Below are 12,646 nucleotides of genomic sequence, written 5' to 3' on the forward strand. Positions count from 1 at the left end.
AGCTATCATGTCATTGCGCGATCGGCTCGAATCCATCCAGCCCAGCTCCGAAACCTTGCAGGCCATCGTCAAGTCGGCCACGTCGGCCAATTACGAGTCCTATCACGACCTGAAATCCCGTATTCACCAGAAACTGCTGGAGCGGGTTGATCTGGGGGTGATGGAAAGCCTCGCCCCCGAGCGCCTGAAAGACGAGCTCAAGATCCTGGTGGAACGGCTGCTGGCCGAAGAAAATGCGGCGCTCAATGACAACGAGCGGCGCAGCCTGGTCAAGGACATCCAGCACGAAATGCTCGGTCTCGGCCCGCTGGAGCCACTGCTGGCCGACCCGACCATCTCCGACATCCTGGTCAACACCTTCCAGCAGGTCTATGTCGAACGCCGCGGCAAGCTGGAACAGACCGATGTGCGCTTTACCGATGATGCGCACCTGATGAAGATCATCGACAAGATCGTGTCGCGCGTCGGACGGCGTGTCGATGAGTCCAGCCCGATGGTCGATGCCCGCCTGCCGGACGGCTCCCGCGTCAACGCCATTATCCCGCCGCTGGCGATTGACGGGCCGATGTTGTCGATCCGCCGTTTTGCTGCCACCCCGCTACGGCTGAACGACATCATCGAGCTGAAAAGCCTGACGCCGGACATGGGCACCGTGATCAAGGGCCTGGCCAAGGCCAAGATCAACATGCTGATTTCCGGGGGTACCGGTAGCGGCAAGACCACCCTGCTCAACATCCTGTCCGGTTTCATTCCCGATACGGAGCGCATCATCACCATTGAAGATGCCGCCGAACTGCAGCTGCAGCAGCCGCACATCATCCGGCTGGAAACCCGGCCGCCCAATATCGAGGGGCGGGGCGAAGTGCCGCAACGGGCGCTGGTGCGCAACAGCCTGCGCATGCGGCCGGACCGCATCATCCTTGGCGAGGTGCGCGGTGCCGAGGCCGTCGACATGCTGCAGGCGATGAACACCGGTCACGAAGGCTCGATGGCCACCATCCACGCCAACACCCCGCGCGATGCCATCACGCGAATGGAAAACATGGTGGGCATGGCCGGGATGAACCTGCCGCCCAAGGTGATCCGCCAGCAGATCAGCTCGGCGCTGAGTGTGGTGATCCAGGTGGCACGCCTTACCGATGGCAAGCGCAAAGTCACCAGCATCCAGGAGATTACCGGCACCGAGGGCGACGTGATCACCATGCAGGAGATCTTCCAGTTTGTACAAACCGGCATTGGTGTGGACGGTGCGGTACAGGGCTACTTCTGCGCCACCGGTGTGCGGCCGAAGTTCATCGAGCGCCTGAAAACGCACGGCGTGGAGATTTCGGACGCGCTGTTCGACCCCAGCAAACGATTCGAGTAGGTGCCATCATGGACACGACCTTTGCCATCCTCATCCTGCTGATCTTTGTCGCGGTGGTCTTCCTGCTGGAAGGCGCCTTCCTGACCTGGAACTCGTACAAGGGTCCGGAGGCCAGCCGCATCGAACGCCGCTTGCAGGCGATGTCTGCCGGCGCGCACCACGGCGAAGCGATGCAGCTGATGAAAGAACGGCTGCTCAGCGACTCCAAAATGATACAGCGCGTCCTGCTGGCGTTCCCGCGCGTACACAAGCTGGACCGCATTCTGGTGCAGTCCGGGCTGAAGCTGAATGTCGGGGTGTTTCTCGGCTTCAGCCTGGCGCTAGGGTTGGCCGCATTCATTGCCAGCCGCTTTTTCCCGCTGCCGCTGCTGTTGTCGCTGCTGATCGCGCTGGCGGGCGCCTGCATCCCGTGGATGATCGTCATGAATGCCCGCCACAAGCGGCTGGTGCAGTTCGAGGCGCAGCTGCCGGATGCGCTGGACCTGATGTGCCGGGCCTTGCGCTCCGGCCATGCCTTGCCGCAATCATTGAAGATGATCGGCGACGAAATGTCCGATCCGATCGCCGGTGAATTCCGCATCGCTTTCGACGAGGTCAACTACGGCTTCTCGATGCAGGAGGCGCTGATGAACCTGGCGACGCGCATCCCCAGTACCGACCTGCGCTATATGGTGATCGCGGTGCTGATCCAGCGCGAAACCGGCGGCAACCTGGCCGAGCTGCTTGGCAATATCAGTGCGCTGATCCGGGCGCGGCTGAAACTGTACGGCACCATCCGGGTGCTGTCGGCCGAAGGCAAGCTGTCGGCGTGGATCCTGACCCTGCTGCCGTTTGCAGTGGGCGGGGTGATCCAGCTGATCAATCCGGGCTTCCTGAAGGTGTTATGGGAAGACCCCAGCGGCTTCATGATGGTCGCGCTGATCGGTTGCATGATGATCGCCGGGATTTTCTGGATGCGGCAGATCATCAAGATCAAAGTCTGATGGCACCCCTACTTGTCATGGCGAGGAAACAGTCATGAATACCTCACAATGGATCTACCTGGCGATCATCTTCCTGGTGGTGTTTGGCGTTGCGCTGACCATCTCGATGCAGGTCGCCCCCAACCGGGTAAAGGCCCGTCTGGAAAAGGTGGTGCAGGCGGATACGCCGCTGGACACCGACAATGCCTCGGCCTGGGTGGCCAAGGCCATCAAGATCGCCACGCCGCTGGCGAGGCTGTCGGTGCCCTCCGACGGCTGGGAAAGCTCGCCGATCCGCATCCGCTTCATGAATGCCGGCTACCGCGGCACCTCGGCGATACCGCTGTACTTCGGCGCCAAGACCCTGTTGGCGCTGGTGTTCCCTGGCGTGCTGTTTCTGTACATCGGCCTCACCGGCGGACACATGGAAGGCAACAACTTCCTGATCTCGATGCTGTTTGCCGCTGCGGTCGGCTACTACCTGCCCAACATCATCCTGGCGCGGCGCATCGAGCAGCGGCAGCAGGAAATCTTCAACAACTTTCCCGATGCCATCGACCTGCTGCTGGTCTGTGTCGAGGCCGGCTTGGGGCTGGACGCGGCACTGCTGAAAGTCGGCGAGGAAATCCGCATCAAGAGCACCATTCTTGCTGACGAGCTGCATCTGGTGAACCTGGAGCTGCGCGCCGGCAGCAGCAAGGATCGTGCGCTGCGCAACCTGGCGATGCGTACCGGGGTGCAGGAGGTGGATACCCTGGTGGCGATGCTGATCCAGGCAGACCGCTTCGGTACCAGTATCGGCGAATCGCTGCGCGTGCATGCCGATGACCTGCGTACCAAGCGCCGCCTGCGTGCCGAAGAAGCTGCCGCCAAGATTCCGTTGAAGCTGCTGTTCCCGCTGATTTTCTGCATCTTTCCTGCCCTGCTGCTGGTGTTGCTGGGGCCGGCATTCATCCAGATCTACCGCGTGCTGCTGCCATCGTTCGGCGGTGGTGGTTAGCCGGGCGTGGCGCAAGCCGTTATCGAGCATGTCATGGGAGAAAACGCCATGAAAAACACTCCGCTGCTGTTGTCGCTGCTGTGCTGTGTCCCCCTGCTGCAAAGCTGCGAATCGGTGCCGCCGAAACAGACGTGGGGCTTCCAGCCGCTACTGAAGGTGCGCCATGGCAATGAAAGCCCGGCGGCGTACTATCAGCTTGGCCGCTACTACCAAGGCCAGAACCGTAGCGACCTTGCCATCCCGGCATTCCAGCAAGCGTTGGCGCTGGACAAGCACTACGCCGAAGCCCACAACGCCCTTGGTAGTCTCTACGCTGGTCAGCGGCAGTTCGAGTTGGCGATTATGGAATTCCAGCTGGCACTGGCGGCCGCGCCGGATACCGCGCACTTCTATAACAACCTTGGTTATGCCTACTACCTGCAAGGCCGCCCGGTCGAGGCTGCCGCCGCGCTGGAGAAGGCAGCGGCGCTGAAGCCGGGCGATGCCAAGATCACGACCAACCTCAATCTGGCATTGGCACAGAAAACCAAGGCCGAACTGGTGCAACAGGCATTCACCCCGGCCACGGCTAGTCCGCCGGCAAGCACTGCCAGCAACGTTGCTGAGCCGCCAGTAGCCCAGCCAGTAACAGAAGCCACGGTGGCAGTGCCCGCGCTGGCACCGGCCAGCCCGCCGGCTGCTGTCGAAGCGACAGCTCCGTCACCATCCCTGCCCGCCACCCCGCCGCTGGTGGCGGAGCCGGCACCCGTTATCGCACCACTACCGTCACTCCAGCCGGCACCAGCCGAGCGGCAGCAAGCAGTAGAGCCGGCAGCACCAACCATGTTGGCCGCAGTGCCGCCAGCGCTGCCGACGGATACGCCGCCAACGTCGCGCGCAGCCCTGTACGAGGTGTCTAACGGCAACGGTATAACCGGCATGGCCCGCCGCGTGAACCAGGCCTTACTCGCCCAGGGTTATCCGGCGGCACGGCTCACCAACAGCAAGCCGTTCCGTCAGCCGGTGACCGTGGTCGAATATCGACCCGGTTATGCTGGCGTGGCCGCCAGGCTGAGCGCCAGCCTGCCATTGAAACCTGCCATTACGGAAAAAGTGGATCTGCGCCAGAGTACCGATGTCAGGCTGGTGCTGGGCCGCGACGTGATGACCCACCTCGCGCTGGTCACACCAGGGCAGCGTGAAACCCAGCTGGCGCTCGGTGCACCGCCACGGCTGGTGAAACCTTGAATGGAGGTTGCTGAACAAGATGATGGAGGATGTTTCGAACTGGCAATAAAAAAGCCCTGAAGGTTCAGAGCTTTTTTACGGAATGCTGGCGGAAGCGGTGAGATTCGAAACCACGGCACGATGTAACACTGGTGCGGCTTTGCGGCCGGTCTGTCAGTTTGCGGGGCAAATGCGGGGCAAATCGCGAAAAACTACCCCGCCAGCTCGTTGTACTCGCCCCGAAGTATCACGCCATCTGGTTGGCTGATGTATCGGCCGTAGTGCCGTCTCACCATCTCGACGGTCGTGTGTCCAAGAAGCTTTGCCACGGTCAGCTCTGGTTCGCCGGCCATCAGCAGCATTGACGCAAAGGTATGACGCGTCTGGTAGGGATTCCGGTACCGAACTTTGGTCTCCTGCAGCACTTTTGTCCAGTGGCTCAGCAGCACGCGGTCGCCGCCCCAGCGCTTCCCGGTGTTCGGGTTTATGAACACGTAGTTGCCAGGCAGGCTGCCGGTCACTGGCCGCATCGCTTCCAGGGCGATGCGGGCGGCCGGAAGCATTGGTATCACCCTGGTGCTGTCCGTCTTGGTGCTCTTTTCCACCGTACCACCTTCTGCACTTACCACGTTGTCCGCTACGGTGATCCTGCCGGCGACCAGGTCGATGTGCTGCCATTTGATGGCGATAACCTCCCCTGTTCTCATGCCGGTGCCAAATGCAAACTGAAAAACTGCCCTCACCTCTGGGTGCGTACACGCATCCAGAATGGCCTTGATCTCCAGAGAGTTGAAAGGCTCGATTTTGTCATCGTCGACGCGCTTTTTCTTGGGTAGCACTGTTCGCATCTTGATTGGTGCCAGCGGGCTGGTAGGGATGATGCCATCGGCGGCAGCGCGGTTTAGTACCGATGACAGCAGGCCAACGCAGTTGCGGACAGACTTCGGCGCCAGCTCCGATGACAGGCCCACAATCCAATCCCGAAGCTCCGGTGTGGTGAGCTCATCCACTAGGATATCTCCCCACTTCGGGATGATGCGGGATCTGGCCCAGCGTGCGTAGCACGCCACACTGGATGGGGAAAGGGAGCCAAGCCTGCGGGCAGAATCGATATAAGCGGTCACCAAATCTTCAATCCGATACTGGTGCGGCCGCTTCGGTTTTGCTTCTCGCTTTGCATGCTTCGAACTGGGGAAAGTGGTGGAATAGTCGAATGTGCCGCGGGCAATTTCATTCAGCACCTCGCCACGTAGCCTGGCCGCGTACTTTATGTTGGCCGGCGTAACCTCAACATCAAGGGTCTCCCGCCGGCGCTTGCCCTGATATGTGAAGGTTATCCTTATGCTGCGGCTGTGTTTCCACTCCCTGATTTCGACCCCCTCGGGAAGGACGACTCGACGTGTGGCTGTTGGTCTACCCATTTTGTTGCCTCTATCAGGTTGATCCAGAGGGTACGCGGACCAGTCCGCTTGTAATGTTTGCCCGCAGCCCAAATGCCATCTTGAGCGCGCTTGAGTACAGCCTCCATCGGCTCGCCCGTCAGCCTGCAATAGGCATCAGCGCGAACCCATTTCACAGGCAAGGTCACAATATCGTCCATCACCATCTCCCAATGAAAACGCCGGCATAGTGACCGGCGTGTCGTCGTTTCGTGTTTGCAGGTTAGGCGGCATTCAGCATCCCGCCTTTTTCATCTGTTTCTTGATCGGTGTGAGCCAGGGTGAAGCCGACACCCCGCTGCCAGACGGTGATGCCGCCCAGCACTAGACGCACGGCGCCACGCTTGCGGGCTTCGGTGACGCGGTTGTAGAGCTTGCGGCCAACCTTGTTGCGGTGCCGCTGGCGGCAGACCTCGCGCCCCAGCGTGGCCGGCTTGGCCGCATCCTTGCCAGGGCCATGCACGAACACGCGGCAGGCCGGGCAGCTGGCGCCGGCCGACTCGTAGCGCCAAGCGGCGATGTGGATCAGCTGGCGTTCACGCAGCGCCTTCAGCAGGTGCTGCATGGAGCGTAGATCCTGAATGCCGAGTTCGGTTTGCAGCTCGGTGCGGGTCATGCCGGCCGGCGCCTGCTGGAGCAGCTGCAGCGCGCGGCGCTGGTTGGGACCAAGACGGATGGTGTTCATACGGCACCGCCTTCCTGCGCCTTGTGCGCGGCAAGGGCGGCGTCAATTTCCACTTCCATGCTTGCCAACATAGAGATCGAATATCCTTCTGCTTGAGCAATGAGTCCTGCGGCTTCCATATTCGCCAGTAATTCGTCCTCAAATTCTTCGTAGAACCATTTGCGCATAGCCGATTTCATCGCTATCCCTACCCCATCCGCCGGCTGCTGCGCCTGCGCGGACTCGGCGGCGGCGATGGCCTCCATCATGACGGTTTGTGTTTTCGGGATGTCCATCCCGTTCACAACCATCATGTCCAGCGCCAATTTCAGCGCCGCCAGCAGCTGCTGGTTCACCGGGGCGGGCTGCACCTCTGCACGCCCAGCACGCAAGCAGCCTTTGTGTTCGCTTGCCGTTATCAAGTATCCGGAGCACTGGCAGCGTTCTGCCTGCTCCTGCGGCTGGATGGCGTCAACGATGGCGGCGAGGTCAACGCCGCTCCAGCCGATGTAACCCTCTTGCCCGCAAATCTCTGCGGATGCCTTTGTAGCATCTCGCACCGCCTCCGCCACCCGCATCAGCTGGGCGCGCGGGTGGGGTGGCTCGGCGTAGAGTGGGACAATGGTAGCTTCAGCGGCAGTAACATACCCGCCCTGCTCACGCCTTGCGCCTTCTATATCTGTGCGCACGTCAACAAAATATCGTTTACCGAAATCAGAACAGCGATTTGACGTCAGCTCTACGCCCCACGCCACCGGCTGCGCTTGCTGCTGGGCGGGCGGTGCTGGCTGCGTGGCGTGTTGGGTCTGTTCGCTCATGCTGCCTCCCGCACCATCTGGATCACGTTGTCACGGCTGCCGGCCGGCAGATTGGCCAGCACCAGGGCGGCTTCGAGTTCGCGGATGCGCGCGTCCGCTGCGGCGAGCTGCTGTTCAGTCAGCTCCCTGCCCTCGGCCTCGGCCGCAAGCGCGATGTTCTGGCGGCCGAGTTCCAGTATCTGGCTTTGCAGGGCTTCGATCTGACTGCTCTGGCTGGTCAGCAGCTCGGCCACTTCCGGGTGGATGGGGATGATTTTGGCGATGTTTTTCATGCTGCGTCCTTCAAAAGAGAAAGGCCGCACGGGGCGGCCTGGGTGATGTTGTCGATGGCTTCGCGGATCCGCTTGGCCTTGTCTGGGGAAATAGTTCTGGCCAGCTGCAGCCCATTCACCATCAGCCTCAGCCGTTCCAACCCTGCCCGGCTGGCGTCGCCGTAGACGGGGTAGGCATTAGACCGTACGAACACTGGGCCGATGCTGCCCACGTCCGGGAAGTGGTAGCCGGCCGCCATGTGCCAGCCGTCGGTGTCACGGGCAAAGCCCAGGCGTAGGACATAGCCCGGCATGGGCTCGGCGCGTATCCAGTGGCAGTCTGCGGGGTCGTAGGCGTTGGGGTTGTTGCTCAGGCGCGCCAGCGGCAGGGCCGGCGCGTCGTCTGCGGTGAACAGGTCGAGCTGGCTGGTGCCCATCTGCGCCTCCATTCCGTGCAAATGCAATTTAAATATGCATATACTCTTGCTCTCCACAAAACCAGCGAGGCACAGAGCATGAACTATGAGTATCAAAGCAAGTGGCTTGGTCAGGCAGGCTTGCAACTGACGCAAGCTTTGGAAGCGGCTTGGCCATTCCGATATGAGGTAGTCATCAGCCACGGTGTCTTTGATGGTGTCGGATATGTTTACATCCGTACTGCGGACCCTCTCAACCTCGCTGAAATTGGCAACCCAGGTGGCGGGCAGAATGAATACCCGCACAGCCTCAACGTTGCTATTACGTGGCAAAAAGAGGATCTGATCCGCTACCTGGATACTCCGCCTGAAGACCAGCTCAACATGATGGCTGACGTTGGCAATCAGTTTCGAATTGCACTACAGCAATTAGGGCACGCGGAGATCTTTTTCACGGCTGGGCGACAGCGACATGAAGGTCCACGCTTGATACACCTAGATGACTTTGATCAGTAATGAATCAGGCCACCGCTTGGGTGGCCTGTGTCGTTACGCTGCTTCCCGCTCCTGCCAGCCGCTGCCGGCCGTGCTGGTATCAAACAGCGGCGGTTGGTCTGGCTCGCCTTCCAGCGCATCGCCCACTTCCAGATAGCGTTTGCCATCTTCCAGCACCACCATCACGATGCCGCCGGCTTTGTTGGCCAAGTGGTGGGCCTCGATACTGTTCACGCAGGTCAGCTGCACCTTCACCTCGTCCTCTACGAACTGGACGGACTTCACGGCGGTACGGAAGTGGATCCGGTTGCCCGTGGCGATTACGTTCACCGCTTCCAGCACCGCTTTGGAAATGTCCTCGTGCACGCGCTCCAACACCTTCTCCTGCGCGTCCTGGTCCATCTTACTGAACGGCATCGCCAGCTCTTTCAACTGGCGGGTGGCGGCTTTGATGAGGTTGCCCATCAGGAAAGTTTCAGCAGTCCACTCCGCGTGCATCTGCTCTTGCAGACGGTCCATATCTTCCTGGTTAATCGGTTGTTCCATTGCGTGCCCTTTCATTGGTGGTGAAGTCTGCTATCCGCTCCAGATGGTGTTTCTGTAGCGTGCTGATGTGCATGCCCATGCCGTACGATTTGTAGCGGCTCTGCATGTCGGTGATGAAGTTGCGATCCCAGTCGCGGGTCGCACTGAGCTCGGCGTCGGCCAATAGCTGCGTCAGCTTCTTCTCGCTGTAGCACTGGCTGGCCGGCTTGCTGAGGACAAGGCCGGCCATGGGTTAGCCAATCGCCAGCTCGGCGCGGCGGTCGCGGTACAGACCAACCAAGCGATCGTGCTCGCCGCTGCTCTCGATATCGCGCAGCTCTTCTGCCATCACATCCAGGGTGTCGATGTCGGTGCAGGCGGCGATACGCTGAGCGAAGCCGTCTGCGTCGAATTGCACCTGGCTGCCCTGTCGCTGCTGCGCCTTGGCCTTGAGTTCGGTGACGCGCTCATTGAACGCCTGCAGGCCGGCGTCGTACTGGCCGTCCGGCAGCTGGGTGATCAGCTGGCCAATGCGATCCATATCTGCTTTGCCGGCTGCCTGACGCAGCTGCTCGGCGATCATGTCAAGAGTGGGCGCTGGCAGTGCTGCAGCACTCTCAGCCGGCTTCGATTGCGCCTTGCCGGCCAACTTACCTTTCAGCGCATCTGTGCGCGTAGCGGGCCTGCTTGGCGGCTGCTCTGCCGGCGGCGTCACGTCGCGCTCAGTGCGGGGGGCAACTTCAATTTCGTCCGGGGTGTAGACGCCAAGCAGGACATCCGGCGCATGCAGACGGGCCCAGCGCTTGGTGCACAGGTAAGCCAGTTGCTGCTTCGGATCGTGCTCCCAGTTCGGAGAGTTGCGCACGCCTGCCTGAGCCATGCTGATAGTCAGGCGGCGCGGCTCAGACTCTCCCTTCAGGGTTGCCGACACCGTCACCGTCAGGTTGGTGCTCTTGTCGTTCTTGCCACTGCAGCGCGACCAGTCGCCATCCCACTCATAGCTGATCCTGGTTCGCAGTAGCGACGAGGAGGACACCACCGCATTGACCAGCTGCGCCTCGTAGCCCAGCGTGCCATTCACGAGGTGTGTTTTCTGCGCCACGGCGAAGGGGTTCATCTTCCACTGCATCGCCTGCATCACCACTGCCATGCAGTCGCCCGGGTTATTGCGCAAGTGCGCCGGGATGGTGGACTTGCCGCTGGCCATGATTTCAGCCACCCGCATGATGCTATCGATAGTGTTGGAGTCCAGCACCATCGCAGTGGTAGAAGTCTGGTCGCCATGGTAGGCCGGCGTCTGGCTGGTCTGGTGTTCGATAACGTCGTTCATGCTGCGTCCTTCGCTTTCTTGAATCGGAAATCAACGTAGGTGACCGCGTCGACGGAGAACCCGGCGCGTTTCACTTCCTTGCGGGTGAATTGGCTACCGTCCGGCAGCTTGCCCACCGCGGCGCTGCCCATCAGGTGCAACAGGTGGTTCTTGGCGCCGGTAGCGACTGCCTCGTAGAACTTCACCTGCTCTTTCGCCTCGGCCATCACCTGCTGCCAGTGGGCGGCGCCATCTGGCAGGATGATCTCGGTGCCGTCGGTGCCGGGGTACAACTTGGCCAGCAGGTCGCCCGTGGTCGGGTGGTTGTAGTCCGGCGCCGGCGCGCTGCCGCTTTGCACCTGCTCCCAGAACGTGCCCTCGCGCTCGATGATCTGCGCAATCAGATCCTCATCGCGGTTGATGGTGTAGATGCGGAAGTCAGGGCCGGCCAACAATACGGCCAGGTCGCACACCTCGGCGCCAGTCACGGCCAGGTAGTGCTGGCACTGGGCCAGATACGACAACGGCACCTCGTCGGTGCCGTCTGGTCCCCACTGGGTTTTATCCATGAACCTCCCCAGTGCTGTCTTGCACTCCAGCAGCCTCCGGGTGCGGATTTCACCCTTGTACTGCGGGCGCTTGTCACCCTCCCACACCAACCGGTCCAGGTTGCCCAGCATCCAGTCGTGCTGCGGGTGGCGCAGCATGGTGGTGCAGCGCTCGACCTTGCGGCCGGTACGGCGGCTGTACTCTGCTGCGACGTCGTTCTCCAGTAGGTGGCCCCAGATGATGGCCTCCTTGTCGCTGATGTCATCCGCCTCCACCTCTCCGCGCTTTTCCAGATACAGCTGGAACGGTGTCTTGTATGGGTTCACGTCCAGTACCACGCCGGCGTCACTGCCGCCGATACCGGTATTGCGGAGTGCCAGCCACTCCTCTCGGGTAATTGCAGTCATGCTGCCTCCTTCTTCACTTGGACTTCGGCGACCAGACCCACCCACTCGCGGGCGGCCTTGGACAGGTTGGGATACAGCGCGCTGACCACCGAATCGTGGTCAAACGCGGCGCGGAGAAGCTGCTTGCCGACGAAGGCGTGGAACTCGGCCAGCAGCACTTCGCTGCCGGCGTCGTGCAGACTTTCCACGAAGCTGTCCGCCAGCTGGGCGCGGCGCTTCTCGTCTTCCAGCAGCAGGTCGGCCTCAGCCTCGATGGCGAGAATCAGGCACTCGTCGCGGTTCTGCGCGGCCAGGTACTGGCCAAGGCTGGCCACGACGGGACATGGGGTGGTTGCGGTATTCATCACAGTTGCTCCATGGCTTGGGCGATGCCCATCACGACAAAGAAGGTGGCCAACGCCAGCAGGCCGCGCACAGCCGAAATTACGAAGGCCTTCATCACGCACTCTCCTTGACTGCTTGGCCACCGCCCTTGACCAGGCGCAGGGCCGGCACCAGGCGAACCACGGGGCGGCGGCGATCACGTACCGCCACGAGGCCGGTGGCTTTCTCTACGGCCTCGATTGCATCCGGGCTGCTGGCGCAGGCGGGGTGCAGGATGATGCGGGCTACAGGCTGACGAGCCGGACAGCTACGCCCCTGATTGCAGTCGCCGGTGCACGGCGGGCACGATTTGAGTGACATAGCTGCCTCCAGAAAAAAAGAAGCCCCGCACATGGCGGGGCAAGACACAACATCGAGGAGAAAGGTTGGCCGCTTACGGCGGCCAGTCGTGCAAGCCGTTGGTTCAGGCCGCTCTCGCCTGTTTGGTGCTGGTAGTTGGTCACCACTCCCATAAAGCGTGGGTGCGGTCTCATTCAGTACCATTGCGGGTGAATGCAGCGGTGCTCAGGCGCTGCTGGTGACCAACACAGAATCCGGCCAGTCGCGACACTGGCAGTGGCAGAACTGCTCTTCTCGATAACGGCGCATCCGCGCTAACTGTGGTTCTGCCCGGAACCTCAAGCCTTTCGGCCTCATTGTGGGCGCTTGTTCCCGCCCTTCCCGCGTGTTCCAGTGCCGTTCTTCTGGCACAGCTTCCACGCCTCGGATTCTGTGTTGGTGCCGGTCTTTCCCGGCTGCCAGACGAACTGTGCCTTTACGTGGAACTTTCTTCGCCATTCCCCACGGCCTGCGCTCAGGCTGGTATTTCCATAAATGCTCTTGTGCTAGGCTGTCGATTCCAATGTCAAACCCAAC

At 61.3% G+C, this 12,646-nt stretch carries 15 protein-coding genes; 5 read left to right on the forward strand and 10 right to left on the reverse strand.

Annotation, left to right across the window (positions count from 1 at the left end):
* The first annotated feature begins 7 nt into the window (after positions 1 to 7).
* The 4 genes from C8E02_RS04670 to C8E02_RS04685 are packed head-to-tail and all read left to right on the forward strand — an operon-like array spanning position 8 to position 4,555.
* Positions 8 to 1,366 carry a TadA family conjugal transfer-associated ATPase gene (locus C8E02_RS04670; RefSeq protein WP_047965356.1) on the forward strand — a complete coding sequence of 453 codons (1,359 nt, stop codon included), beginning with the start codon at positions 8 to 10 and terminating at the stop codon, positions 1,364 to 1,366.
* 8 nt (positions 1,367 to 1,374) lie between these two features.
* The gene (locus C8E02_RS04675; RefSeq protein WP_047965357.1) at positions 1,375 to 2,349 is read left to right on the forward strand and encodes a type II secretion system F family protein; all 975 of its coding nucleotides are present in this window, start codon (positions 1,375 to 1,377) and stop codon (positions 2,347 to 2,349) included.
* Positions 2,350 to 2,383: 34 nt separating this feature from the next.
* The gene (locus tag C8E02_RS04680) at positions 2,384 to 3,328 is read left to right on the forward strand and encodes a type II secretion system F family protein (protein ID WP_047965358.1); all 945 of its coding nucleotides are present in this window, start codon (positions 2,384 to 2,386) and stop codon (positions 3,326 to 3,328) included.
* 48 nt (positions 3,329 to 3,376) lie between these two features.
* Complete coding sequence (locus tag C8E02_RS04685) at positions 3,377 to 4,555, forward strand: LytR C-terminal domain-containing protein (protein WP_120809835.1); 1,179 nt, start codon at positions 3,377 to 3,379, stop codon at positions 4,553 to 4,555.
* Positions 4,556 to 4,746: 191 nt separating this feature from the next.
* Here C8E02_RS04685 and C8E02_RS04690 read toward each other — a convergent pair whose 3' ends face one another.
* The 5 genes from C8E02_RS04690 to C8E02_RS04715 all read right to left on the reverse strand — a co-directional run bounded on the left by C8E02_RS04690 (position 4,747) and on the right by C8E02_RS04715 (position 8,143).
* On the reverse strand, positions 4,747 to 5,955 hold the full coding sequence (locus tag C8E02_RS04690; protein WP_120809836.1) for a site-specific integrase: 1,209 nt from the start codon (positions 5,953 to 5,955) through the stop codon (positions 4,747 to 4,749).
* A 241-nt stretch (positions 5,956 to 6,196) separates the two neighbouring features.
* Positions 6,197 to 6,658, reverse strand: a complete 462-nt coding sequence (locus C8E02_RS04700; protein ID WP_120809837.1) for a hypothetical protein — start codon at positions 6,656 to 6,658, stop codon at positions 6,197 to 6,199.
* Positions 6,655 to 7,455: a hypothetical protein gene (locus tag C8E02_RS04705; RefSeq protein WP_120809838.1), complete on the reverse strand. Its 801-nt coding sequence runs from the start codon at positions 7,453 to 7,455 to the stop codon at positions 6,655 to 6,657. Before C8E02_RS04705 ends, C8E02_RS04700 begins: the two co-directional genes overlap by 4 nt.
* The gene (locus C8E02_RS04710) at positions 7,452 to 7,727 is read right to left on the reverse strand and encodes a hypothetical protein (RefSeq protein ID WP_120809839.1); all 276 of its coding nucleotides are present in this window, start codon (positions 7,725 to 7,727) and stop codon (positions 7,452 to 7,454) included. The genes C8E02_RS04705 and C8E02_RS04710 overlap by 4 nt, the downstream gene beginning before the upstream one ends.
* Entirely contained in the window at positions 7,724 to 8,143 is a 420-nt protein-coding gene (locus C8E02_RS04715) for a hypothetical protein (protein ID WP_147424437.1), read from the reverse strand. The genes C8E02_RS04710 and C8E02_RS04715 overlap by 4 nt, the downstream gene beginning before the upstream one ends.
* Before the next feature lie 78 nt (positions 8,144 to 8,221).
* Between C8E02_RS04715 and C8E02_RS04720 the strand changes: the two genes are divergently transcribed.
* Positions 8,222 to 8,638: a hypothetical protein gene (locus C8E02_RS04720; protein WP_120809841.1), complete on the forward strand. Its 417-nt coding sequence runs from the start codon at positions 8,222 to 8,224 to the stop codon at positions 8,636 to 8,638.
* A 33-nt stretch (positions 8,639 to 8,671) separates the two neighbouring features.
* On the opposite strand, the gene C8E02_RS04725 is transcribed toward C8E02_RS04720, so the two are convergent.
* From C8E02_RS04725 to C8E02_RS04745, 5 genes are read right to left on the reverse strand one after another with little or no spacing between them, the layout of a single operon-like run.
* Positions 8,672 to 9,163 (reverse strand): hypothetical protein, encoded by a 492-nt coding sequence (locus tag C8E02_RS04725; protein ID WP_147424438.1) that lies wholly within the window; start codon positions 9,161 to 9,163, stop codon positions 8,672 to 8,674.
* Complete coding sequence (locus C8E02_RS04730; RefSeq protein WP_211329157.1) at positions 9,147 to 9,392, reverse strand: hypothetical protein; 246 nt, start codon at positions 9,390 to 9,392, stop codon at positions 9,147 to 9,149. Before C8E02_RS04730 ends, C8E02_RS04725 begins: the two co-directional genes overlap by 17 nt.
* Positions 9,393 to 9,395: 3 nt before the next feature.
* Positions 9,396 to 10,472: a RecT family recombinase gene (locus tag C8E02_RS04735; RefSeq protein WP_211329158.1), complete on the reverse strand. Its 1,077-nt coding sequence runs from the start codon at positions 10,470 to 10,472 to the stop codon at positions 9,396 to 9,398.
* A complete protein-coding gene (locus tag C8E02_RS04740; RefSeq protein WP_120809843.1) occupies positions 10,469 to 11,407 on the reverse strand; it encodes a YqaJ viral recombinase family nuclease in 939 nt (312 codons plus the stop codon). The genes C8E02_RS04735 and C8E02_RS04740 overlap by 4 nt, the downstream gene beginning before the upstream one ends.
* Complete coding sequence (locus tag C8E02_RS04745) at positions 11,404 to 11,751, reverse strand: hypothetical protein (RefSeq protein WP_147424439.1); 348 nt, start codon at positions 11,749 to 11,751, stop codon at positions 11,404 to 11,406. The genes C8E02_RS04740 and C8E02_RS04745 overlap by 4 nt, the downstream gene beginning before the upstream one ends.
* Positions 11,752 to 12,646 lie beyond the last annotated feature (895 nt).

The organism is Vogesella indigofera (assembly GCF_003633895.1).
GTDB lineage: Bacteria > Pseudomonadota > Gammaproteobacteria > Burkholderiales > Chromobacteriaceae > Vogesella > Vogesella indigofera.

What these genes read in the sequence shown, in the direction of transcription:
- C8E02_RS04720 (WP_120809841.1), top strand. Translation starts at nt 8,222, where the DNA reads ATGAACTATGAGTATCAAAGCAAGTGGCTTGGTCAGGCAGGCTTGCAA.
- C8E02_RS04685 (WP_120809835.1), top strand. Translation starts at nt 3,377, where the DNA reads ATGAAAAACACTCCGCTGCTGTTGTCGCTGCTGTGCTGTGTCCCCCTG.
- C8E02_RS04710 (WP_120809839.1), bottom strand. Translation starts at nt 7,727, where the DNA reads ATGAAAAACATCGCCAAAATCATCCCCATCCACCCGGAAGTGGCCGAG.
- C8E02_RS04730 (WP_211329157.1), bottom strand. Translation starts at nt 9,392, where the DNA reads ATGGCCGGCCTTGTCCTCAGCAAGCCGGCCAGCCAGTGCTACAGCGAG.
- C8E02_RS04675 (WP_047965357.1), top strand. Translation starts at nt 1,375, where the DNA reads ATGGACACGACCTTTGCCATCCTCATCCTGCTGATCTTTGTCGCGGTG.
- C8E02_RS04715 (WP_147424437.1), bottom strand. Translation starts at nt 8,143, where the DNA reads ATGGGCACCAGCCAGCTCGACCTGTTCACCGCAGACGACGCGCCGGCC.
- C8E02_RS04745 (WP_147424439.1), bottom strand. Translation starts at nt 11,751, where the DNA reads ATGAATACCGCAACCACCCCATGTCCCGTCGTGGCCAGCCTTGGCCAG.
- C8E02_RS04705 (WP_120809838.1), bottom strand. Translation starts at nt 7,455, where the DNA reads ATGAGCGAACAGACCCAACACGCCACGCAGCCAGCACCGCCCGCCCAG.
- C8E02_RS04700 (WP_120809837.1), bottom strand. Translation starts at nt 6,658, where the DNA reads ATGAACACCATCCGTCTTGGTCCCAACCAGCGCCGCGCGCTGCAGCTG.
- C8E02_RS04735 (WP_211329158.1), bottom strand. Translation starts at nt 10,472, where the DNA reads ATGAACGACGTTATCGAACACCAGACCAGCCAGACGCCGGCCTACCAT.
- C8E02_RS04680 (WP_047965358.1), top strand. Translation starts at nt 2,384, where the DNA reads ATGAATACCTCACAATGGATCTACCTGGCGATCATCTTCCTGGTGGTG.
- C8E02_RS04670 (WP_047965356.1), top strand. Translation starts at nt 8, where the DNA reads ATGTCATTGCGCGATCGGCTCGAATCCATCCAGCCCAGCTCCGAAACC.
- C8E02_RS04690 (WP_120809836.1), bottom strand. Translation starts at nt 5,955, where the DNA reads ATGGGTAGACCAACAGCCACACGTCGAGTCGTCCTTCCCGAGGGGGTC.
- C8E02_RS04740 (WP_120809843.1), bottom strand. Translation starts at nt 11,407, where the DNA reads ATGACTGCAATTACCCGAGAGGAGTGGCTGGCACTCCGCAATACCGGT.
- C8E02_RS04725 (WP_147424438.1), bottom strand. Translation starts at nt 9,163, where the DNA reads ATGGAACAACCGATTAACCAGGAAGATATGGACCGTCTGCAAGAGCAG.